Source organism: Cytobacillus firmus, assembly GCF_023657595.1.
GTDB classification, from domain to species: domain Bacteria; phylum Bacillota; class Bacilli; order Bacillales; family Cytobacillaceae; genus Cytobacillus; species Cytobacillus firmus_B.
On the sequence record NZ_CP098323.1, the window covers coordinates 1534186 to 1555755 of the forward strand.

A 21570-nucleotide genomic window follows, 5' to 3' on the forward strand; every position below is an offset into this window, starting at 1 on the left:
TATAATAGATAGGAGTGGTTTAGGGATGGAAGGCTGTATGAGTTCCATGATGGGAAATGGACCAATAAAGCTTAGCAAAGGGCTGAAACAGCTGAAAGAGGAGCATCCTCCTCTTTTGGCAATGCTTGAAGAGCTGCTTCAGATCACAATTAAAATGGAGGAATCTCCAGACAGAGCTCTTTTTCAAAAGTTAACTGAACATGTACGATATTTCTGCAGTAAACTGGATCCGCACTCAGAAAGTGAGGAAGGCGTGCTTTTCCGAATGATGGAACAATACCTTGGAAAAGGAACAGGCCCTATTGCGGTTATGGAGTATGAGCATGACCAGGCTAAAAGCTGTATTAAAGCTTTTTTACGAGCAGCGGAAGGAAAAGAGCAGTTGACTGAAGAAGAAATGGCCGAACACTCAGGGCTGATTAAAAAGGCATACTATACTCTGACACAGCACTTTTCTAAAGAAGAAAACGTCCTATTTCCTATGGCAGAAAATCTTCTTACTGAAGACGAGAAAGAAGAGCTATATATTAAAATTCAGCAAATTTAAGAGGAGGGAGCACCTCCTCTTTTTTTAATATAAGAAAGAATCATATAAACTTAGAGACTGTCTAGCTTAAGCGCCAGCCCCCTCGAGGTCACAAGCTTGTCTTGTTTCGGATCCCTAGGGACGAAAGACTAGACAATCCCTTCCAGAAGGAAAGAACACCTTCTTGAAGGGCTCGTCTTATGCTAGTCGTCCCTGAGCAGTCGCCTCCACATTTCGGTTTGTCTAGTTGCGGATCCTAGGGACAAAAGACTAGACAATCCTTCCAGAAGGAAAGAACGCCTTCTTGCAGGGCTCATCTTGTGCTTGAGGCCAACAGGACAAGGAAGGCTTCGTCAGCATAAACATCGCACGACCAAAAGGACAGCTTTTGGTCGTGCGATGTGGCGTTCTTAGTCTGCGCTTCTTAGGTGGGCAAGGCGCTTACGCTTTTCTTATTTATTCCACTCAGAAACCCTTTCATCAGCCGGAAGCAATAAAGTCAGCAATCCCAAAACGGGAAGAAACCCTGTAAATATTATCATATTGGCCAGTCCAAGAGTGTCGGCCAGATAGCCCAAAGCAACGGAGCCTATCGCCCCCATGCCAAATGCCAGCCCTACTGTAAGTCCAGCCATTGTGCCGATTTTCCCGGGAACGAGTTCCTGTGCATATACAACAGTCACAGAAAAGCTTGACATAAGTATAAATCCACCCGCCACCAGCATGATAAATGCAATAGCGGAAGGCACAAAAGGAATCAGGAGGGAAAGGGGAACAGTAAGGATCATTGAAAGAAAAATAATCTGTTTCTTTCCAAACTGATCTGCGAGCGGCCCGCCAAAAAACGTACCCAGCGCACCTGATACTAAAAATGCAAATAAGAAGATCTGTGCCTGACTTATAGAGAAAGAATATTTCTCAATTGCATAAAAAGCATAGAAATTTGTCATCCCTGAGATATACCATGAACGGGCAAAAATCAAAAAAAGAACCAGGAGGAGGGCTCCCCACACCTTTCTGGGAATTCTTTTGTTTTGGCGAGCACCTGAATCTTTCCGCGGTTTAGTGGCGGTCAGTTCCTGCTGAAGACGTCCTGTATACCAGAATGCAATATAAATCAGCAGTCCAACTGCAATTGCCGCAACTGCGGTAAACCAGGCAGCCCCTATTTGGCCCAGCGGAACAAGTATGAGGGCTGTAATGATGGGAGCAAGTGCCTGTCCGGTGTTACCGCCAACTTGATAAATCGATTGAGCAAGACCCCTGCGCTGGCCTGCTGCCATATAGGCTACCCTTGAACCTTCAGGATGGAATACAGCCGAACCCAAACCAATGAATAGAACTGAAAGAATGATCCATTTATAATCTGGAGCAAAAGCCAGGCCTAATACACCAAATAAAGTTGAGGTGAGGCCGATTGGCAAGGCAAAAGGGAACGGTTTTTTATCAGTGGCCATCCCAATGACAGGCTGCATGATGGAAGAAACCATATTTAACGAAAAAGCAATCATTCCCAGCTGAGAGTAGGTAAGCCCCATAGACTTTTCCAAAATCGGAAACATAGCTGGGATAACGGATTGGATGGAATCATTCAATAGGTGGCAAAGGCCAATGATGAATAATATCCGATAGGCTGTTTTCTGCTGCGGATCAGAATTTTGCTTGATTGTAGCAGCGGTAGCACTCATAATGTAAGTCTCCTTCTTTCTGAACATTTCGTGAAACTAAATATAGTGTACCTTATTCACGAGTCTATCAAAATAGCTATTTTGAAAATCTGTTAAATATTATATAATTTACATTACTCAGAATAAAGACGAGAGCAGGGGAGCTAATGGAAAAAGCAGTTGATGCTTTAATGACGGACAATGTCCTCCATCATTTCTTAAGTATCTATTCTTTGAATACCGTGAATTATAAAAAGCTGGGTGACTTTGAAAACTATGTCTTTCAAGCTTCGAAAGATGGGGAAGAGCTAATTTTGAGAATTACCCATTCGACACATCGCAAGCTGGAGGAGCTTTTATCTGAAGTTGACTGGATGAGTTATTTAAGATCAGAAGGTGTGAAGGTTCCAAAGGTAATCCCTTCACAAAATGAGAATGAGGTTGAAGCCTTGGAAGCCGGTGATGGCTCTGTCTTTTATGCAAGTCTGTTTTCAAAAGCGGAGGGAAAACCAATCAGTGTTCGTACACCGGAATTCAATCAGGAGTTATTTCATGCATGGGGAAGAGCAGTGGGGAAAATGCATGCAGCCACAAAATCATATGTTCCTTCTCCTGGCATTGTAAAGCGCATGCAATGGGAGGAAGAAGAGCTGCTGACTGTTGAAAAATATATACCCAAAGAAGATCAATTAATCGTTAAGAATACGAAGGATTTATTGAATCTGCTTCATACATTGCCAAAGAATATAGACAACTATGGTCTTGTTCATACGGATATACACTCCGGAAACTTTTTTTATGACGGAAAAGATATACAAGTGTTTGATTTTGATGACTGCTGTTATCATTGGTTCGCGTCTGATATCGCCATTCCCCTGTATTATTCAATTTTATATAAGTTTAAAGAGGCGGACCCGGCAGAACTAAATTTTTTTGGCAGGATATTCCTGAACTCCTTTTTGGATGGCTATCAGCTGGAGAATGAAATTCCCGGTGACCTGGAAAAACAGCTGCCTTTATTCCTGAGGCTAAGGGATATCACATTGTATTCCGTTCTCCATAAAAAAATCGCACCTGTGGACAGGAATCCTCAGCTATTAGAAATGATGAAGTCGATAAAGGATCGAATTGAGAGAAACTCTCCAATATACTTAGGCTAAAAGGGAAGGTGCCTGGAATCACGCACCTTCCCTTTTTATGGGTTTTTGATCGGCAGAAAAATATCTACATGAGTACCTTTTGTTTCTTCGCTTGTAATAAATATTTCACCGCCAAAAGAATGCACAATGCGCCTGCAGACCACAAGCCCAAGCCCTGTACCCATTTCCTTTGAAGTATAAAATGGATGAAATATTTGTTCTATTTTGTCTTCTGGAATGCCGGAGCCTGTATCCGCGATTTTAAGCTGACACCTGGATTGCAGTTTATTTAGCTTTATTGTTAGCTTTCCGCCGCCCTGCATGGATTCAAAAGCGTTTTTCGTTAAATTCAGGATTACCTGTTTCATCTGATCTTTCGTGCAATCGACTATGACGGGTTCATCTGAAAAAACAGATTCAAAAGTGACATTGTGTAAATTAGCTTCAGAGAGTATTAAAGGTTCTAATTCCTTTATAACACTTCTCAAATCCATAGCTTCCATTTTTTGAGCAGTAGGTTTACCCAGAATTAAAAATTCACTGACAATCTCATTAATTCTGCTTATCTCATCATTTATGACCGAAAAATAATACTGGTCATGTGTATTCGTATATTTTTCACTCAATAGCTGTATAAGTCCTTTTATTCCTGTTAAAGGGTTCCTGATTTCATGGGCTGTGCTGGCAGCCAGGGTACCTACCAGTTCGAGTTTTTGCAGTTCATTTTCCTTTTTTTCCTTTTCAGCCTGTTTTTTTAGCCTTAAATATTTTATGAAGAGAAATAAAATATGGATTATAATCGTTAAAACCAGGATTGCCCGAAAAGCATCCTTAATAATTTTCAGCATGTCTCTTGGCGGAAATTCAACTTTTACACTCCAGGGCAGCCTGTCAATTGGGATTGTAATGCTATTTTGACTGGAAAATGAGGAATCTCCATTCATATTGATGTCCATAATCGTTTTTCTTTTAGAATTAAGAACGGAAAGCCGGGCATCAGGAGTGAGAAGCCTCATAATATTTTGTACGTAATCCACTCTCATATGAGCCACAATAATAGAGATTACATCTCCATCGTCATTCAGTACCGGCTTTCCTATCCCAACAACTGTTTGTCCATTTGTCAGTGTTTCAGGAGTATTGGAAATAACAATATCTTTTGTTGCCAATATCTCTTTAAGAAATTTCTTCTCAGATAAATCAGAGTTTGCTAAGAATTGATTTGATCCTGTAAGAACCATTCCGCTGGGATCAAGAAGGTAAATTCCTCCATAACGGGGATCCATTTGATTGGCTTTTTGGAGCAGAGGCTCAAGCTTTTCGGAAGGTGTGTCAGCACTTCCAGCAGTCAGCGAAAGCATCTCAAGTGTGGTCACGGTCTCGGAAATAAACTGGTCCCAGCTTCTTTGGTGTATCGAGCCTATCCATTTTGCTTCTTCAAGTCTTTCCATATCATTTTGTTTAACAGAATCCATAAACAAAAAGATGCTGCCGGCTAAAGTGGGAATAATTACTGCGAATAAATAAAGCAGGAAGTTTCTGTTTCGATTATTCATGAGGTTAACTCCAGATTAATTTGGTTAATTTGTCCTTAGCTAACTGACATTAACAATATTATACCATTATGTGTTAAAAGAGGTTTAATTCTTTCATAGGAATGTTATTTTATATGTAAGGAGGGGTTTTGATGAAATCGGAAGTGTTACTCACCATTTTAGCTACAAGTGATGTCCACGGACATGTTTATCCATATTTTTATGGAACGGATGAAAACGCTGAGCATGGTCTGGGCAAACTTGCAGCGTTAATAAAGAGAGAAAAGGAACAATCTGAGATATCCATTCTTATTGATAATGGTGATTTGATCCAGGGAACTCCTCTTACTTATTATTATTCCAGAAACCTGAAAAATCAAAAAAATCCTATGATCCAGATTTTAAATAAACTTGAATATGATGCAGCTGTTATCGGAAATCACGAATTTAACTATGGAAAGAGCACACTTGCAAGAGCGGTCAGTGAATCAAATTTTCCTTGGCTTTCAGCTAATATCTTATTCAATTCAACAAAAGAAACTTATTTCGGGCTTCCTTATAAAATAAAAACCTTTGCAAATGGTTTGAAAACTGCGGTAATAGGTGTCACGACCCAGAATATTCCAAATTGGGAGAAAAGGCAGCATATTGAGCAGCTTTCATTTGAATCTGCGGTGGTCAGTTTAAAAAGGTGGGTTTCCTATATCCAGGAGGAAGAAAAGCCGGACTTGATTATCGTCTCATACCATGGGGGCTTTGAGAAGGATATAAAAACAGGAGAACTGACGGAAGAACAAACAGGAGAAAACGAAGCATACAGAATCTGTACAGATGTCCCGGGTATTGATGTTCTGATTACCGGGCATCAGCACCGTTTTATTGAAGGGGAGCAAGTGAATGGTGTATCTATTGTCCAGCCGGGATTTAATGGCCAGGCACTTGCAAAGGTTACAGTAAAATTCAGAAAAAAACACAATGATTGGCTGATTGATGAAAAAAAATCTTCCTTAATTTATCCCAATGGAATCATGCCTGATCATGAAATCCTTCAGCTTGCCGGGTATTATGAATCCAAAACCCAAAATTGGCTTGATACAGTTATAGGTGAAATTGAAGGAGACATGGTGATTGACGATATTTTCGAAGCGCTCCTTAAGGAGCATCCGCTGATTGAATTCATTAATAAAGTGCAAATGGAAGCTTCTGGTGCTGAAATTTCCTGTACGGCGCTGTTTCATGAGGGAGCACCAGGTTTCAAATCTAAAGTAACGATGAGAGAAATTGTTTCTAATTATATATATCCCAATTCGCTATGCGTCCTAAGAATTTCCGGAAAGGACATTAAGGATGCTTTAGAGCGGTCAGCATCTTATTTTGAATTGAACAGTGATGGGGAAATTATAGTGAATCCTGAATTTTCATATCCGAAGCCACAGCATTATAATTACGACATGTGGGAAGGAATTGAATATAAATTAGATGTTTCACGCCCAAAGGGCAGCCGGATCACCGAGCTTCTTTATAAGGGACATCCTATCAGGGAGGATGGCGAGTACCATGCAGTAATGAACAATTACCGGGCTGCAGGAGGCGGGGGATATTATATGTTTAAGGACAAACCCGTAGAAAAAGAAATATTAACCGATATGACTGAATTGATTGCCGGCTATTTTTCTGAAAAGGGAAAGGTAATCCCGACACTGAACTGCAATTGGGAGGTTTCAGCCGGCAAATGATCTGATTTGTTAAATTGACAGCTTTCTTACTGTTTTCTATAATGATTGAGAATTGATTGATGTAAACGCTACTCAATAAATGGTAAAGGGATTGGATAAAATGGGTTCTGAACAAATTGACCAATCGTTGAAATTATTTATCGTCCTGTCCAGGGCATACCGGGCTATAAATGAAAATGTAAATAAACGAATACAAACTTACGGAGTAAACCCAACTGAATTTGCAGTTTTGGAGCTTCTGTATCATAAAGGTGACCAGCCTCTGCAGCAGATAGGCGGGAAAATACTATTGGCCAGCGGAAGCATCACATATGTAGTGGACAAGCTTGAGCAGAAAGGTCTGTTAAAAAGGGTCGCATGCCCGACGGACAGAAGAGTTACCTTTGCGCAAATTACAGATGAGGGAAAAGCATTTATTGAAAATATTTTTCCTGACCATGAAAAACATATACATTCACTTATGAACGAGCTGACTTCAGAAGAAAAAGCTGCAGCCATTGGTCTATTAAAGAAGCTTGGACTATCAATTTCCCATGACAAAAATGGGGGGAATTAATCAAAACAGCCTTGATTGGCTGTTTTTTATTTTGTGAAAGATAAGATATATTTAGGGAAGGAATTATCCAAATATTGTCGAAATAGTTTAGTGGTTTGTTTATAAATCGATATACATATACACGAGGGGGCAGTAATGTGAGATTTGAAGACTATACATATGTTCGTCCGAATCTTGAGAAAATAAAGGGGCAATTTGAAGCAGCGCTTGAAAAGTTCGAAGATGCAGCTTCTGCAGAACATCAAAATCAGGCTATGAAAGAAATTAATGATATTCGCAATGATGTCGGTACCATGTTCAACCTATGCTATATCCGGCATTCAGTAGATACAAATGATGAATTTTACAAGGCAGAACAGGATTATATGGATGAGATTCAGCCTGAAGTAGAAGGGTTTGTTACAAAGTATTATCAGGCTTTGGTTGATTCCAGGTTCAGGGCAGAGCTTGAAGAGCGCTGGGGGAATCAGCTGTTTGCACTTGCAGAAGCCCAATTGAAGGTGTTCTCGCCAGAGATTGTTCCGCTTTTGCAAAAAGAAAATAAGCTTTCTTCTGAATATACGAAATTGATTGCTTCAGCCAAGATTGATTTTGAAGGTGAAGAACGCACACTTGCCCAATTGGAGCCATTCACACAATCTACAGATCGTGAAATGCGTAAAAAAGCAAGTGAGGCCCGCTTTGGTTTTCTAGCTGAAAATGAAGATGAACTTGACCGTATATATGATGAGCTTGTCAGTGTTAGAACAGAGATCGCCCATAAACTAGGATACAAGAATTTCGTTGAACTGGCGTACTTCCGCATGTACCGGACAGATTATAACGCGGAAATGGTTGCAAATTTCCGTAAGCAGGTGAAGGATTTCATCGTTCCAATCGCCACAAGGCTTAAGGAAAGGCAAAGAGAGCGCATTGGCGTTGATAAGCTCAAATTTTACGATGAAGGATTTGAATTTAAAACGGGTAATGCCGTACCAAAAGGAGATCCTGACTGGATTATTGAAAATGGCCAAAAAATGTATGATGAGTTATCCGGTGAAACAAGTGAATTTTTCTCGTACATGAGAGAAAATAATCTTATGGATCTGGTGGCCAAAAAGGGAAAAGCAGGGGGCGGCTATTGCACTTACATTGAAAACTATAAATCCCCATTCATTTTCTCTAATTTTAATGGGACTTCAGGAGATATTGATGTTCTTACCCATGAAGCAGGACATGCATTCCAGGTCTATTCAAGCAGTCACTTTGAAATACCTGAATATAACTGGCCAACCTATGAAGCAGCTGAAATTCATTCCATGAGCATGGAATTTTTCACTTGGCCCTGGATGGAAGGCTTCTTTAAAGAGGATACGGAAAAATACAAGTTTTCACACTTGAGCGGGGGACTTCTTTTCCTGCCTTATGGCGTATCAGTTGATGAATTCCAGCATTGGGTGTATGAAAATCCGGAAGCAGCACCTCAGGAAAGAAAAAAGGCTTGGAGAGAGATTGAGAAGAAATACTTGCCTCATAAAGATTATGATGGCAACGAGTATTTAGAGAATGGAGGATTCTGGCAGCGCCAAGGTCATATTTACAATTCACCCTTCTATTATATTGATTATACATTGGCCCAAATCTGTGCATTCCAATTCTGGAAAAGATCCAGGGAGAATCAGGAAGAGGCTTGGAAGGATTATTTAAAACTATGCCAGCTTGGCGGCAGCAAGCCTTTCACTGGACTTGTTAAAGAAGCTGGATTGATTTCTCCTTTTGAAGAGGGTTGTGTCGAGTCAGTTATCGGGGAAATTGAGAATTGGCTGAATTCAGTGAATGATAAAGGTTTATAAAATAAAAAAGAGAGCCGGTTATGAACTCCGGCTCTTTTCCATCCTATTAGCGCAGTGGTTTAATGACAATTAAGCCGTTTTCCAGCTCAGCCTGTAAATGGCTATTCCCTCCATTGTTGATGATGAAATCTGCAATTTTGTCTTCCAGCTCATCCTGGATGATTCTTCTTAATGGCCTTGCGCCAAAAGCAGGGTGGTATCCGTCTTCTGCTAATTTTTCCTTAACTTCCTGGCTAATAGTCAATTCAAGCTCCTGATCATTTAATGTTTCCTGCAACTCATTGAGCATTAAGTCAACAATTTTTAGTAAATGCTCTTTTTCCAGAGCTTTAAATTCAATAATGCTATCAAATCGGTTCAGAAATTCCGGCTTAAAAAAGCTGCCGAGCGAGTCCAGAATATTGGATTCTTTGACGGCATCTGCTGCACCAAATCCAACATGGACTTCTTTTTGTCCAACTCCTGCGTTGCTTGTCATGATAATGACTGTATCCTTAAAACTGACAGTGCGGCCCTGGCTATCTGTCAGGCGTCCATCTTCCAGTATTTGAAGGAACATGTGCTGTACATCTGGATGTGCTTTTTCAATCTCATCAAGCAGAATAATGCTGTAAGGATTTCTGCGCACCTTTTCAGTAAGCTGTCCTGCTTCTTCATGACCTACATATCCCGGAGGAGAGCCGATAATTTTAGACACGCTGTGCTTTTCCATATATTCACTCATATCAAGCCTGATCATGCTGTCTTTTGAGCCGAACAGCTCCTCCGCAAGTGTTTTGGTTAATTCAGTCTTCCCGACACCTGTTGGCCCGACAAATAGGAAAGATCCAATTGGGCGGTGCTTGGATTTAAGTCCCGCACGGCTTCTGCGGATGGCTTTTGCAACTTTTTGTACGGCTTCTCGCTGTCCAATTACTTTTTGTGCAAGATTTTCCTCTAGGTTTTGCATCTTCTCCTGTTCATTTTCAGCTAATTTGCCGACGGGAATCCCTGTTTTTTTCTCAATAATCTCCTGAATAAGGCTTGTTTCGATAACTGGCCTTTTACTCTTGTTTTCTCCATTTAATGCCTGCTGGAGTTTTATTTCCTCTTCACGGAGTTTTGCAGCCTCTTCATATTTTTCTTCTTTTAAGACAATTTCTTTCTGCCTGCTGATCTCTTTCAGCTGTTTTTCAATATCTTCTGCCGGTATATATCCTGACTGAAGATTCATTTTTGAACCTGCTTCATCCATTAGATCAATAGCTTTGTCAGGAAGGAACCTGTCCTGAATATAGCGGCTTGACAGCTGCACACACGCTCTTATAGCATCTTCTGTAAAAGAAACTTCGTGATAGTCTTCATATTTTTGTTTCAGCCCCATTAAGATGTCAACTGCCTCATCAGCAGCCGGCTCATTTACTTGTACAGGCTGGAATCTGCGCTCAAGCGCCGGATCCTTTTCAATCTGGCGGTATTCTTTCAATGTGGTGGCTCCGACTACTTGCAGCTCACCCCGTGCAAGTGCAGGCTTTAGTATATTGCCGGCATCCATCGACCCTTCAGCTGATCCTGCACCGACAAGCAAATGAATTTCATCTATAAAGAGAATAATGTTCTTCCGGGTTTGAAGCTCTGAGATCAACTGCTTCATGCGTTCCTCAAATTGGCCGCGAATGCCTGTATTTGCAACCAGGGATGCCACATCAAGCAAATAGACTTCTTTATTTTGAAGTTTCTTTGGGGCACGCCCCTCGGCAATATTAATCGCCAGCCCTTCGGCAATAGCTGTTTTACCCACTCCTGGCTCACCTATTAAGACAGGATTATTTTTGCTTCTTCTATTTAATATTTCTGTCACACGATTTATTTCTTTGTCCCGTCCGATGACCGGGTCAATTAAACCAGCTTTTGCAAACTGTGTAAGATTTCGTCCGAATTGATCAATAAATCCGCCGTTGCCCTGATTGTGTCCCGGCGCTTCTTTTAGAGGCTGGTAGTTTTCATTTCCTTGAGAGGATGCCATCTTTTTAAAGAAATCCTCTAAAGGCGTTTGGCCAAAACCTGAAAAGCCGCTCAAAGCAGGCCCAAAGGAAGTAAGGCTTTTTTGCTTTTCAGTTTGATAACAGCTTTGGCAAAGGTTAAGGTTTCGTTCATTTCCATTCACTTTCAATCTTAATTGTACGTTTGCTTCTTTTAATTGACATTTTTGACAAAGCATTCTGCATACCTCCATTAATAAATTTGGTCTGACTTTGACTATATTTGACCTTATAACAACATTATAATTTGACCTTCTTTGACTTTCAAGTGGTTTGTTTTGGGATTTATATCCAATATGCAGTTTATCTTTAATGCAAAAAAAGCTCGTCTTTGTTTGTACCACCCTACATATATTGGAAAGGAAGGAGGAGATTAAGTGAAGACGAATTGGGGGGCAGCTTTCCAGATCGCTGCCGTTTATGTGGGAACCGTGGTGGGAGCGGGCTTTGCCACTGGCAGGGAGATTGTAGAGTTTTTTTCCCGATTTGGTTTTATCGGTTTAATTGGGATACTGATGAGCGGTTATATCTTTATTTTTCTCGGCTCCAAATTAATGAGAATCTCTGCACGTATAAAGGCAGCATCCTATCAGGAATTAAATGAATATTTATTTGGAAGATTTTTCGGGTCTGCCATTAATATATTGATGCTGTTTATGCTCCTTGGCGTATGCGCAGTTATGCTGTCAGGTGCAGGAGCCGTGTTTGAGGAACAGATTGGCATCAGCAAGACTGCAGGATTGTTCGTAACGATAGGGTTAACAATCATTACAATGATAGTGGGTATCCGCGGATTATTTGCTGTTAATACATTTGTTGTTCCGATGATGATTGCATTTAGCTTTATTTTATTGTTTATAAGCATGAAGCTTCCTGATTTTGCAGAACAGGTTCTGTATATACCCTATGCCGAAGATGGATGGAAGGCGGTTGTGGCTCCGTTTTCTTATACTGCCCTGAATTTAACATTGGCGCAGGCAGTCCTGGTGCCTGTGGCTTCTGAAATAAATGATGACCGGACAATTAAATGGGGAGGGTATCTTGGGGGAGCTGCGCTGACACTCATCCTGCTTTCCAGCCATTTAACACTGATGATGCTGCCGAATCTGGAAGCATATGATATCCCGATGGCCGCTATTGTAAAGACATTGGCATCATCGTTCTATTGGATTTTTGTGTTTGTCATCTATGGGGAGATTTTCACATCTGTTATTGGGAATGTGTTTGGCATTGAGAGACAGGTGAAAAAACACTTTTCCGTACCAAGTATTATTATTGTGGGCTTTATCTTTGTCGTTTGTTACTTTATCAGTTTAATCAATTACGGGACATTGCTATCCTACTTATATCCGCTATTTGGATATGTAAGTCTGACCTTTATTATTCTTCTTTGGATGAAGCCGTTTGATGATGACAGCAAGGGGAAAAAAGCCTGAAAAAAGAAAAGAGATCCTTTTCAATGGATCTCTTTCGATTTATATTATTCTTGCGGCTTCTCTTTCATAATGGTTTTCGCCATCTGAAGGAAAGCATCTTCATGGTCAGCGTCTTCTTTATTGAATATGGTGAGCTTAAGTGAAAGGTTATCATTTTTCATAAGATAGGCAGAAACCTTCTCACCGTTTCCTTCTGCCTTCATTACAGAAGCATTTTTGTAAAAATCATCTGAAGGAGCTTTGGATGTTTGTACGTTTTCGCTGACAGCTTCAAGCTGTGCTTTTGTGTTTTCTTCAATCATATCCCAATCTGCATCACTCGGAAGGAGTTCAATCCGCATGAATATCTGATCATTTTCCGAGAGGTACAATACATCCTTATTTGGTTCCTCGGCAGTTAACTCATATTCCGGGAGAACATAAATCGAATAATTCTGATTATCACTATGTTTCAGGAAGGCTGTGTCTTCCTTCGTTTCACCCTTAACTGTATAAGTCATATTCTGCTCAAGGATCCTTATTACACTATTTCCTTCTCCATCTGTGCCATCTTCTGAAGATTCTTCTTCTTCACTTTGTTCTTGTCCATCCTGTCCTTCCGAACCTGTTTCTTCTTCATTTTGCCCAGATCCTGCTCCATTGCCAGAATCATCCTGAGCTGTTCCGCAACCTGCCAGGATAGCAGCTGCAACTCCCAGCATTAGCATAAATTTCGCCAAAATTTTCATCTTGTTCCATCCTCCCGTTGTCTGTCAGCGTCTTTGCATTATTAGACGTACTTAAAATAAAAGAGTTACATATAAATTCCTATTTACTTGTACATTACCATTTATGTAAAACATCGACAACACTCAACAAGAATTGAAAAAAGACTGTTTGCTTTTTGTGTATTATTTGCTTAGTTGATTAGAGGGGAAATCAACGGACAACATTATAGGTCAATAACATCAATCTATAAGAAAAGAGCATAAAAAAAGACAATTCATGAAGAATTGTCTGATCATTTCTGCTTCCGTGGAATTCTAATTAAATGGGAGCAGAACGAATAATAACAAGTCAAAAATAAGATGGGAGACGATTACTAAGGGGATGCTTCTTTTCCAGGCATATAGCCATCCCCAGAAGATACCTGCGATTAATGCTGCAAAAGCGAGCATCCAGTATCCTGAATAAAAATGGACAGAAGTATATAGGAGAGAAGATATAATGATGCTTACTTTAACAGTTGTATGTTTCATTAATCTTTTTTGAACGAACCCTCTCCAAAACACCTCTTCTCCTGGAACTATGATTAATATAAGCACAATATAGTGCCAAATAAACGAAGGTGAAAATCGGCCGTATAATTGTTCAACCTGATTCACTAAAGGGAGGTTGAGCAAATCAAATAAACTGTATCCCGTCCAAAATAGTCCGTATAAAAGAAAACCTGAAAGAGTTCCATAGGTAATGTATGTTCCAAAAGAAGCCTTGTCTTCCACTTCCTCCATTATGATGGAGTAACTGATTAGGAGCAGTAAAGAGGCAGAAAAGATATACCAAAAAATTGATTTATCCTGAAATGTAAAATACATAAGCAGATGTGCGAGTACCAGCCCGCCAATAAAACGGACATCTGCAGCAATATTTTTCAATTGATTTAACTCCTTTCAAGCAAAAAAATAACCAAACACTATTTTAACAAAAAACAAACATAAAAAGTAAGGAAAAGATTTCTTTGGTAACGTTAAGATAAAATAATGCAGAAATGCTAATCATAAGCCCATATGAAGGGAGGTATGTATAATGACGAAATCAAAAAGAGAAAAAGAGCGTGCCTGGACAGTTAGAAAGCAGGATCAGCATCCACATGGAAAAGTGAAGTCCTTAAAAGAGCTGTCTGGGGAGAAAGAATAAAAATTACGGCCTCCTAAACAGGAGGCCATAACTATGGAGATAAATAGAGTGGAGCCGTAAGTGGCCGATGGTTCGGATCAGACAAAAGGCAAAAACAAAAAGCAGCTAAAAAAGCTGCTTTTAAAAGTGACGTAAGAATACGCTTTCATTTTTCTTTTTTATACTGCTGATTCTCTGACAACCTTATAATTTTTATGATTAACAACTGTTCTCTGATCTAATTCAAGATCCCGGTAGTTATCCATGTACGTTAAATCTACAATAACAGAATTCTCATTTACTTTTTCTACAATTCCCTGTAGCCCATCACGGAATTCAATTATATTTCCAACCTCTGCTTTCTTCAAAAAGCATCTCTCCTTTTGTCCATTTCTTTCGCTGGTAGTAACAGTTTGCACTATATTTTGAAATGCGTAAAGAATTTTGCAATTCGCTGTGGCGAAGGTAAAATGTTACATTCTTTAGGTTGGTAATATTATACCAGATAAAATTCTTTTTTTACATTAAAATATTTAATATTCAGAAAAAACATCAATATGCAAATATACTATTTGATACTTCAAAATTAGCAGCACTTTATTTATGATTAAGAAAGAATGAAATAAAAGGAGTTCTGGATAATGAATCATGAACAAATTCAGGAAGTGCTCGAACAATTAAAAAATGGAATCATCTCTGAATTTCATGTGTCTAAAGAAGATTTTCTTCCTTTTCGCAGTGTCATCGTAAAAAGGGAGGACTTTAAGCATTTTCGCGGAATCGCACAGAGAGGCGGACATGTTATTTATCAATATTTAGAATCACCCCGAAGCTGATAAAGGAAATGAAGCTTAAATAAATAGCACATAGCAAAGACACTTGATCATATCAGGTGTCTTTGCTATGTCTATGCAATGTAATTGAATAGAAAGCAAAGGAAACTGGGTATAAAAGCAATAGATAATTTCGAAGGGATGTGCAAAGCATGAGCGATTTTAAAGGAAAAACAGTCATTGTTACAGGAGGAGCCAGCGGAATAGGCAAGAGTATTGCCGAGTCATTCGCGAGGAAGGAGGCCAATGTTGTTATTGCCGACATTGATGAAATGAAGGGAAAAAAATTAGAAGAACATTTCAACCAACTGGGCATGAACAGCCTGTTCATTAAAACAGATGTTAAGAATGAAACGGAAATTAAGGAACTAATCACAAAATCATTTGAGGCGTTTGGTGCTATAGATATCCTGATAAATAATGCAGGCATATCAAAGTTTCATTCGTTCTTTGATTTGAGTGTGGAAATGTGGGAGGAAGTAATCAATACGAATCTTCGGAGTGTATTCCTGTGCAGCAGGGAGGGTGCCAAATTGATGAAGCAAGGTTCCTGTATTATCAATCTTTCATCTACGAGAGCGGTAATGTCAGAAAGCGGAACAGAAGCATACTCAGCTTCAAAAGGAGGAATTGCGTCAATTACCCACGCGATGGCCAGTACCCTCGCTGAAAAGGGGATCAGGGTTAATTGCATAAGCCCCGGCTGGATTGAAACAGGAGATTATGAAGGTCTCAGAGAGATTGACCATAAACAGCATTTTTCCAACAGAGTTGGAAAACCCGGCGACATTGCAAGGACCTGCCTATTTTTAGCCCATCCGGAGAACGACTTTATAACAGGTGAAAATATTACAGTGGATGGAGGCATGACGAGGAAAATGATGTATGAAGAATAATAGTCTCTATTCTCCTTTGAATAGAAACCCTTTGTAAATTAATTATAATGATGGTGAAAAAGTAAGGAAGAGGAACAAGTCCTCTGTTCTAAATGATTCTAAATGCTCATATTTTATTAGTGCTTTAGGATGATTTAAGGGGAGGGGTTCAATGGGCATTACTATGATTAAGATTTCATCCGTATACTTTGCTGTGGGGATATTGCTGGGGTATTATATGTCGAGTACTCATTCTTACCTGTTAGGTCCTGTTCATGTCCATATTAATTTACTCGGGTGGACGTCCTTGACTCTGGCAGGAATTCTATACTACTTGTTTCCTGCTCTTGCAGAAGGGAAAGCCGGGAAATGGCATTTTTGGCTTCATAATATCGGCCTGCCAATCATGATGCTGTCACTGTCCCTAGTCCTGGTTACAGAAAATAATGCTTTTCTTCCTGGTACTGCTGTTGGAGCTACAATTACAGCTGTCGGCATTTTAATTTTCGTATGGAACATTCTGAAGAATTTAAAGGCACAATAGCAACTATATTTAACGCATGGATTTTTAATCTGTGCGTTTTTTTTCTTTATGGAATATTTTTAAAAACCATGGCAAACTTTTGGGATTAAGGGGATAAGCTAGAGGGTATACGGAAACTGAAAAAGGAGCTGCATATGACAACAGATTTGCTGTTCGCCATTAGAGAATTAAGAGTTAATAACATTCTAAATGTGAATCATCTTGACATAAAAAAAGATAAAGTAACCTGCATCACCGGAGAGAGCGGTGCTGGAAAATCAACTCTTTTGAAGACCCTGAACAAAATGATTACCCCCGATTCAGGTGAAATATTTTATAAAGGCACTCCGCTGAAAGAAATCGATTCTGTCCAGCATAGGAGAAAAGTAATCATGCTATCACAGGCTCCATTAATTTTTCCGGGCACAATAAAAGAGAACCTGATTATGGGTTATAAGCTTAACGGAAAGAAACCTTGTGATGATGAAATACTTAAACAGGCTCTACATAATATGCAGATGACTAAGGAGCTTCATGATGATGCAGGAACTCTTTCAGGCGGGGAGAAACAGCGCCTGGCATTAGCAAGGATCCTGCTCCTTAAAGCAGATGTTTATCTTCTGGATGAGCCGACTTCTGCACTTGACGAAGACACTGAGATGATGATTTTGGAGTATTTTATACGTGAAATCAAAAAGAAACAAGCTTCCTTACTCATGATAACCCACTCCAATACAGTCAATGAACAATTCGCAGAAGAAAGAATATATTTATCGCAGTCTAACGGGCAGTAAGACCCCCACTTCAAGACTCAGAGGAATCAAAGGAGGATAAGTGGGGGTCAAACTGCCCAATCTAGCTGCGGCTCCTAGGGGCTCGAGGTCATAAGCCAATCAGCTGATGGGAAGAAAAGCACTTCCCACCATCTGCTCGTCTTATGCTTGTCACCCCAAGGCAAGTCGCCTCGCTTTATAATGTAAAGGCCCGATTGGTGAGATACAGTGAAACTTGCCGACGCGCAGGCAGAGGCTTAGTTGAACCAATCGGGTTCGTAGTGTCGATTGATCGAAGCGCTAGCGGAGATCTTAGCCACACTAGAACGCGACTAACAATCAGTGGGGGATAAGGAAAGCCCCCACTGACTGAAGTTTCACTTTATCCCGGTCTGCGGAAGAGGTGGAGAAAACACCTATGGAGGAGTCTGATGGAAAATAGCTCAATTATTGATATTGAACTTTGGAGACTAATATCAGCTTACCTATTTGTGCTGCTTCTAATCTTAATCTTCAAGGTGAGAGGCATCGCACGTCAAAAAATGCTGGCAATGGCTGCTTTCAGAATGACACTTCAGCTTGTGATTGCAGGCTATGTATTAACCTATCTATTTGAACTTTCCGATCCGTTCTTAACGTTAGGTGTGATTTGTATTATGGAAGGTTTTGCAATTTACACAATCTATAAACAGGCTGGAATCAGACTGTCAGTAAGCCTCAAAAAAACCATTGCGATTTCCATGATAACAGGTACAGCATTTTGTTTAATATTTTTTAATTTTGTTGTTATTCACTTTGAGCCCTGGTATGATCCCCGCTACTTCATTCCAATTGCAGGCATGATAATAGGCAACTCCATGACAGGCATCACGCTGAGTGTAAAGGAGCTTCTAAATTCCTTTACCACCCAAAGAGATATGATCGAGGGTGCCCTGATGCTTGGTGCTGAACCCAAAATTGCAGTTAAGCCATATGTTAATCATTCTTTTGATTCCGCTGTTCTGCCGACTATAAACAATATGCTTGGAATGGGCATTATTTTTTTGCCTGGTATGATGACCGGGCAGATATTATCGGGAGTAAGTCCATTGCTTGCGATTGAATATCAGATTGTTATTCTGCTGGGGATTTTGGGCAGTGTAGGTTTATCTGTAATTTTATTTATCCTTCTATCTTATAAGAACTTTTTCAATCAGGATGCCCAATTTTTCCCTGAAGGAAAAAGCTAGTGTTTTTATTAGCCTTGCTCACAGCATTTCACCCTTCTTGCCCGCATATAATTGAGAAATTAATCAAAAAGGCGGGATTAAGAGATGAAAAATGAAAAAGAAAAAGCATACAGAGTGAAAAGCTTATCTCAGGATATCCTCGAGCACCTAATGGAAGACAACACAATTTATCGTCATGAAGACTTAAAACATGTAATAGAAATGCTGGCCCGATCCGTCTCAGATCTTGTTACACTCTATACGGAACGGGAAGCCGATCATGAAACGGCTCTAAAAGGGACTATTTCAAAAATGAGAATAGGCTATAATGTACTTCAATACAAAGAAACATCAAAGATGGTTAGAAAACAAGATAAGTACCATCAAATGCCATAGATTTAAAGAAAAATATAACTGAGTAGAAATCCTTAGCAAATGAAAGCGTTTTACTCAAAAAAATGTGAACAAACGTTAAAAATTAAGGGTTTTTCATTGTCTAAATGAATGTGAAATGCTATTCTTTTGTCTGAGATGTAAGTTGTCCGATGACTTAATTACAGCCCGGTAATCTTACCTGATTCTATGGAAGTGTTCGAAAAGCAGAGCAGCTTCGAGAGGAAATGATTGAACTAATTTTCTCAGCCTTTTTGAACAACTATATACATGAATAATAGGGCATTGGAAAAAATAAAACAGCATATAGGACGGAATATAAAGGTTTCATCCTGCTGCTGGTTTTGCTGAAAAAATTCCAGTTCCCGTCATTAAGTTCGTGAGGCAACGCCTTGCACATCTTAATTCATATTCAATAATACGAAGGAGATTGATCTCATATGGTACAAAAACAATTTAATGTAACTGCAGAAACAGGAATTCACGCTCGTCCAGCAACAATGCTTGTACAGGCTGCAAGCAAATTCGACTCAGAAATTCACCTTGAATATAAAGAAAAGAAAGTAAACCTAAAATCAATCATGGGCGTTATGTCTTTAGGTGTTGGACAAGGTGCCGATATTACAATTATTGCTGAAGGCAGCGATGAACAGGATGCTCTTAACAGCCTTGAAGAAACATTGAAAAAAGAAGGATTGGCTGAATAATGAGCTTTTTAAATGGTATTGCGGCGTCAAGCGGTATTGCTATTGCCAAGGCTTACCGTTTGGTTGAGCCAGATCTCTCTTTTGATAAAGTGACAGTCGAAAATGCTGAACAGGAAGTGAAACGCTTTCAATCAGCCTTAGCTGAATCTAAAGGTGAATTGGAAGTTATTCGCGATAATGCCCATAAAGAGCTGGGTGCAGATAAAGCAGCTATTTTTGATGCTCATCTCCTGGTATTGAGTGATCCGGAATTAATTTCGCCAATTGAAGATAAAATCAAAACAGAAAATGTAAACGCTGAATCTGCTTTAAAAGAGACTGCGGATATGTTCATTGCTATGTTTGAACAAATGGACAATGAATACATGAAAGAGCGTGCAGCGGATATCCGTGACGTAACGAAACGTGTACTTTCACATTTGCTCGGAGTACAAGTAGTGAATCCCAGCACGATTGCAGAAGAAGTTATCATCATCGCTGAAGACTTGACACCATCCGATACTGCTCAGTTAAATCGCCAGTTCGTTAAAGGATTTACAACTGACATTGGCGGAAGAACATCTCACTCAGCCATTATGGCCCGTTCCATGGAAATTCCAGCAGTAGTTGGAACAAAGGATTCTACGAAGCAAATTAATAATGGCGATATGGTTATCGTGGATGGATTAAAAGGTTTGGTACATATTAATCCGACCCCGGAGGCTATCGCTGAATACAAAGAAGAGCACCGAAAATTCGAGGAGCAAAAAGCTGAGTGGGCCAAGCTTGTCAATGAGAAATCAGTGACAGCTGATGGACATCATGTTGAATTGGCTGCCAATATTGGTACTCCTAAAGACTTGAAGGGTGTAGTTGGAAATGGCGGAGAAGGCGTTGGTCTTTACCGTACGGAATTTTTATATATGGGAAGAGATCAGCTTCCAACAGAAGAGGAGCAGTTTGAATCCTACAAAGCTGTACTCGAAGGAATGAGCGGAAAGCCGGTTGTAGTCCGCACACTGGATATCGGCGGGGATAAGGAGCTTCCTTATCTTAATCTTCCAAAGGAAATGAACCCATTCCTAGGCTTCCGTGCGATTCGCCTATGTCTGGAAGAACAGGATATGTTCAGGACGCAATTAAGGGCTTTATTAAGAGCAAGTACTTATGGAAACCTGAAAATCATGTTCCCTATGATTGCCACTCTTGATGAATTCCGTCAGGGTAAAGCAATCCTTGAAGAAGAAAAACAGAAGCTTGTCAGCGAAGGCACACAAGTTGCCGATAACATTGAAATTGGCATTATGGTTGAAATTCCTTCAACTGCTGTTATGGCTGAGCAATTCGCTAAAGAAGTAGATTTCTTCAGTGTGGGCACAAATGATCTAATTCAGTACACTATGGCTGCAGACCGCATGAATGAGCGTGTTTCTTACCTTTACCAGCCGTATAATCCTGCGATTCTGCGTTTAGTTAAAATGGTAATTGACGCAGCGCACAAAGAAGGAAAATGGGCTGGCATGTGCGGTGAAATGGCTGGAGACGAAACGGCAATTCCATTGCTGCTGGGATTAGGTCTTGACGAGTTCTCCATGAGCGCTACATCAATTCTTAAAGCCCGTTCTCAAATCAGCCGTCTGAACAAAAAGGACATGGAAGCCCTGGCTGAAAAAGCGCTTCATATGAATACAGCTGAAGAAGTAGTCCAAGCGGTAAAAGAAACAGCTAACCTGTAATCAAACTGTAATATTTTGTGAGTTTTAAATATAATCTCGCGGGTAAATTAGAAGTAAGCACTTAGGTCAGACTTATCTAAGCTGATCATTCTCATTTTCCCCCCTTTTTAAACCGGCCTGTTAAGGCCGGTTTATTTTTTGCTTTTACCGGTTCTCAGTCCTAAGGATGACTTAAATCACATCTTATGGTTGTTATCCGAAATAAGAAACTCTCCTATAA

21 protein-coding genes are annotated in these 21570 nt (G+C 39.9%); 15 read left to right on the top strand and 6 right to left on the bottom strand.

All coding sequences use genetic code 11. The annotated features are described in order from the left end of the window. Nucleotides 1-25 precede the first annotated feature (25 nt). Nucleotides 26-547: a hemerythrin domain-containing protein gene (locus tag NAF01_RS08000; RefSeq protein ID WP_250802093.1), complete on the top strand. Its 522-nt coding sequence runs from the start codon at nt 26-28 to the stop codon at nt 545-547. Nucleotides 548-978: 431 nt separating this feature from the next. Here the strand turns inward: NAF01_RS08000 and NAF01_RS08005 are convergent, their stop codons facing one another. Further along, a complete protein-coding gene (locus tag NAF01_RS08005; protein ID WP_250802094.1) occupies nt 979-2214 on the bottom strand; it encodes an MFS transporter in 1236 nt (411 codons plus the stop codon). A 146-nt stretch (nt 2215-2360) separates the two neighbouring features. Between NAF01_RS08005 and NAF01_RS08010 the strand changes: the two genes are divergently transcribed. After that, nucleotides 2361-3353 (top strand): phosphotransferase enzyme family protein, encoded by a 993-nt coding sequence (locus NAF01_RS08010; protein ID WP_250802095.1) that lies wholly within the window; start codon nt 2361-2363, stop codon nt 3351-3353. Nucleotides 3354-3388: 35 nt separating this feature from the next. Here NAF01_RS08010 and NAF01_RS08015 read toward each other — a convergent pair whose 3' ends face one another. Beyond that, nucleotides 3389-4888, bottom strand: a complete 1500-nt coding sequence (locus NAF01_RS08015) for a PAS domain-containing sensor histidine kinase (protein ID WP_250802096.1) — start codon at nt 4886-4888, stop codon at nt 3389-3391. A gap of 131 nt (nt 4889-5019) precedes the next feature. Here NAF01_RS08015 and NAF01_RS08020 point away from each other — a divergent pair, with 131 nt between their 5' ends. From NAF01_RS08020 to NAF01_RS08030, 3 genes are all read left to right on the top strand, one after another. Further along, nucleotides 5020-6603: a bifunctional metallophosphatase/5'-nucleotidase gene (locus tag NAF01_RS08020; RefSeq protein ID WP_250802097.1), complete on the top strand. Its 1584-nt coding sequence runs from the start codon at nt 5020-5022 to the stop codon at nt 6601-6603. Nucleotides 6604-6703: 100 nt separating this feature from the next. Next, a complete protein-coding gene (locus NAF01_RS08025) occupies nt 6704-7159 on the top strand; it encodes a MarR family winged helix-turn-helix transcriptional regulator (protein WP_048008072.1) in 456 nt (151 codons plus the stop codon). A gap of 137 nt (nt 7160-7296) precedes the next feature. Beyond that, on the top strand, nt 7297-8991 hold the full coding sequence (locus NAF01_RS08030; protein ID WP_250802098.1) for a M3 family oligoendopeptidase: 1695 nt from the start codon (nt 7297-7299) through the stop codon (nt 8989-8991). 46 nt (nt 8992-9037) lie between these two features. On the opposite strand, the gene NAF01_RS08035 is transcribed toward NAF01_RS08030, so the two are convergent. Next, nucleotides 9038-11191: an ATP-dependent Clp protease ATP-binding subunit gene (locus NAF01_RS08035; RefSeq protein ID WP_250802099.1), complete on the bottom strand. Its 2154-nt coding sequence runs from the start codon at nt 11189-11191 to the stop codon at nt 9038-9040. 198 nt (nt 11192-11389) lie between these two features. Here NAF01_RS08035 and NAF01_RS08040 point away from each other — a divergent pair, with 198 nt between their 5' ends. Next, complete coding sequence (locus NAF01_RS08040; RefSeq protein ID WP_250802100.1) at nt 11390-12448, top strand: YkvI family membrane protein; 1059 nt, start codon at nt 11390-11392, stop codon at nt 12446-12448. Between the two features lie 44 nt (nt 12449-12492). Here NAF01_RS08040 and NAF01_RS08045 read toward each other — a convergent pair whose 3' ends face one another. Both NAF01_RS08045 and NAF01_RS08050 read right to left on the bottom strand, forming a co-directional pair. After that, complete coding sequence (locus tag NAF01_RS08045) at nt 12493-13176, bottom strand: hypothetical protein (protein WP_250802101.1); 684 nt, start codon at nt 13174-13176, stop codon at nt 12493-12495. Nucleotides 13177-13470: 294 nt separating this feature from the next. Next, nucleotides 13471-14082, bottom strand: coding sequence for a CPBP family intramembrane glutamic endopeptidase (locus NAF01_RS08050; RefSeq protein ID WP_250802102.1), 612 nt, complete (start codon nt 14080-14082; stop codon nt 13471-13473). Between the two features lie 151 nt (nt 14083-14233). Here NAF01_RS08050 and NAF01_RS08055 point away from each other — a divergent pair, with 151 nt between their 5' ends. After that, on the top strand, nt 14234-14344 hold the full coding sequence (locus tag NAF01_RS08055) for a DUF6254 family protein (protein WP_019381647.1): 111 nt from the start codon (nt 14234-14236) through the stop codon (nt 14342-14344). 158 nt (nt 14345-14502) lie between these two features. Here NAF01_RS08055 and NAF01_RS08060 read toward each other — a convergent pair whose 3' ends face one another. Further along, the gene (locus NAF01_RS08060; protein ID WP_009331029.1) at nt 14503-14691 is read right to left on the bottom strand and encodes a YkvS family protein; all 189 of its coding nucleotides are present in this window, start codon (nt 14689-14691) and stop codon (nt 14503-14505) included. A 273-nt stretch (nt 14692-14964) separates the two neighbouring features. Between NAF01_RS08060 and NAF01_RS08065 the strand changes: the two genes are divergently transcribed. From NAF01_RS08065 to ptsP, 8 genes are all read left to right on the top strand, one after another. Then, nucleotides 14965-15159 (top strand): hypothetical protein, encoded by a 195-nt coding sequence (locus NAF01_RS08065; protein WP_048008078.1) that lies wholly within the window; start codon nt 14965-14967, stop codon nt 15157-15159. Nucleotides 15160-15308: 149 nt separating this feature from the next. Then, a complete protein-coding gene (locus NAF01_RS08070; RefSeq protein WP_250802103.1) occupies nt 15309-16052 on the top strand; it encodes an SDR family NAD(P)-dependent oxidoreductase in 744 nt (247 codons plus the stop codon). Between the two features lie 151 nt (nt 16053-16203). Then, nucleotides 16204-16575 (top strand): cbb3-type cytochrome c oxidase subunit I, encoded by a 372-nt coding sequence (locus tag NAF01_RS08075; RefSeq protein WP_227886633.1) that lies wholly within the window; start codon nt 16204-16206, stop codon nt 16573-16575. 134 nt (nt 16576-16709) lie between these two features. Next, nucleotides 16710-17348 (top strand): ABC transporter ATP-binding protein, encoded by a 639-nt coding sequence (locus NAF01_RS08080; RefSeq protein WP_250802104.1) that lies wholly within the window; start codon nt 16710-16712, stop codon nt 17346-17348. A gap of 410 nt (nt 17349-17758) precedes the next feature. Beyond that, entirely contained in the window at nt 17759-18556 is a 798-nt protein-coding gene (locus tag NAF01_RS08085) for an ABC transporter permease (RefSeq protein WP_048010674.1), read from the top strand. 84 nt (nt 18557-18640) lie between these two features. Next, nucleotides 18641-18931: a hypothetical protein gene (locus tag NAF01_RS08090; RefSeq protein ID WP_250802105.1), complete on the top strand. Its 291-nt coding sequence runs from the start codon at nt 18641-18643 to the stop codon at nt 18929-18931. A 437-nt stretch (nt 18932-19368) separates the two neighbouring features. Then, complete coding sequence (locus NAF01_RS08095) at nt 19369-19635, top strand: phosphocarrier protein HPr (protein ID WP_048010672.1); 267 nt, start codon at nt 19369-19371, stop codon at nt 19633-19635. Next, a complete protein-coding gene (gene ptsP / locus NAF01_RS08100; protein WP_250802106.1) occupies nt 19635-21350 on the top strand; it encodes a phosphoenolpyruvate--protein phosphotransferase in 1716 nt (571 codons plus the stop codon). The genes NAF01_RS08095 and ptsP overlap by 1 nt, the downstream gene beginning before the upstream one ends. Nucleotides 21351-21570: the final 220 nt, after the last annotated feature.

Coding starts and splice junctions, on each gene's coding strand:
- NAF01_RS08085 (WP_048010674.1), top strand. CDS start 17,759: ATGGAAAATAGCTCAATTATTGATATTGAACTTTGGAGACTAATATCA.
- NAF01_RS08005 (WP_250802094.1), bottom strand. CDS start 2,214: ATGAGTGCTACCGCTGCTACAATCAAGCAAAATTCTGATCCGCAGCAG.
- NAF01_RS08025 (WP_048008072.1), top strand. CDS start 6,704: ATGGGTTCTGAACAAATTGACCAATCGTTGAAATTATTTATCGTCCTG.
- NAF01_RS08020 (WP_250802097.1), top strand. CDS start 5,020: ATGAAATCGGAAGTGTTACTCACCATTTTAGCTACAAGTGATGTCCAC.
- NAF01_RS08070 (WP_250802103.1), top strand. CDS start 15,309: ATGAGCGATTTTAAAGGAAAAACAGTCATTGTTACAGGAGGAGCCAGC.
- NAF01_RS08055 (WP_019381647.1), top strand. CDS start 14,234: ATGACGAAATCAAAAAGAGAAAAAGAGCGTGCCTGGACAGTTAGAAAG.
- NAF01_RS08080 (WP_250802104.1), top strand. CDS start 16,710: ATGACAACAGATTTGCTGTTCGCCATTAGAGAATTAAGAGTTAATAAC.
- NAF01_RS08075 (WP_227886633.1), top strand. CDS start 16,204: ATGGGCATTACTATGATTAAGATTTCATCCGTATACTTTGCTGTGGGG.
- NAF01_RS08090 (WP_250802105.1), top strand. CDS start 18,641: ATGAAAAATGAAAAAGAAAAAGCATACAGAGTGAAAAGCTTATCTCAG.
- NAF01_RS08010 (WP_250802095.1), top strand. CDS start 2,361: ATGGAAAAAGCAGTTGATGCTTTAATGACGGACAATGTCCTCCATCAT.
- NAF01_RS08045 (WP_250802101.1), bottom strand. CDS start 13,176: ATGAAAATTTTGGCGAAATTTATGCTAATGCTGGGAGTTGCAGCTGCT.
- NAF01_RS08065 (WP_048008078.1), top strand. CDS start 14,965: ATGAATCATGAACAAATTCAGGAAGTGCTCGAACAATTAAAAAATGGA.
- NAF01_RS08095 (WP_048010672.1), top strand. CDS start 19,369: ATGGTACAAAAACAATTTAATGTAACTGCAGAAACAGGAATTCACGCT.
- ptsP (WP_250802106.1), top strand. CDS start 19,635: ATGAGCTTTTTAAATGGTATTGCGGCGTCAAGCGGTATTGCTATTGCC.
- NAF01_RS08035 (WP_250802099.1), bottom strand. CDS start 11,191: ATGCTTTGTCAAAAATGTCAATTAAAAGAAGCAAACGTACAATTAAGA.
- NAF01_RS08000 (WP_250802093.1), top strand. CDS start 26: ATGGAAGGCTGTATGAGTTCCATGATGGGAAATGGACCAATAAAGCTT.
- NAF01_RS08015 (WP_250802096.1), bottom strand. CDS start 4,888: ATGAATAATCGAAACAGAAACTTCCTGCTTTATTTATTCGCAGTAATT.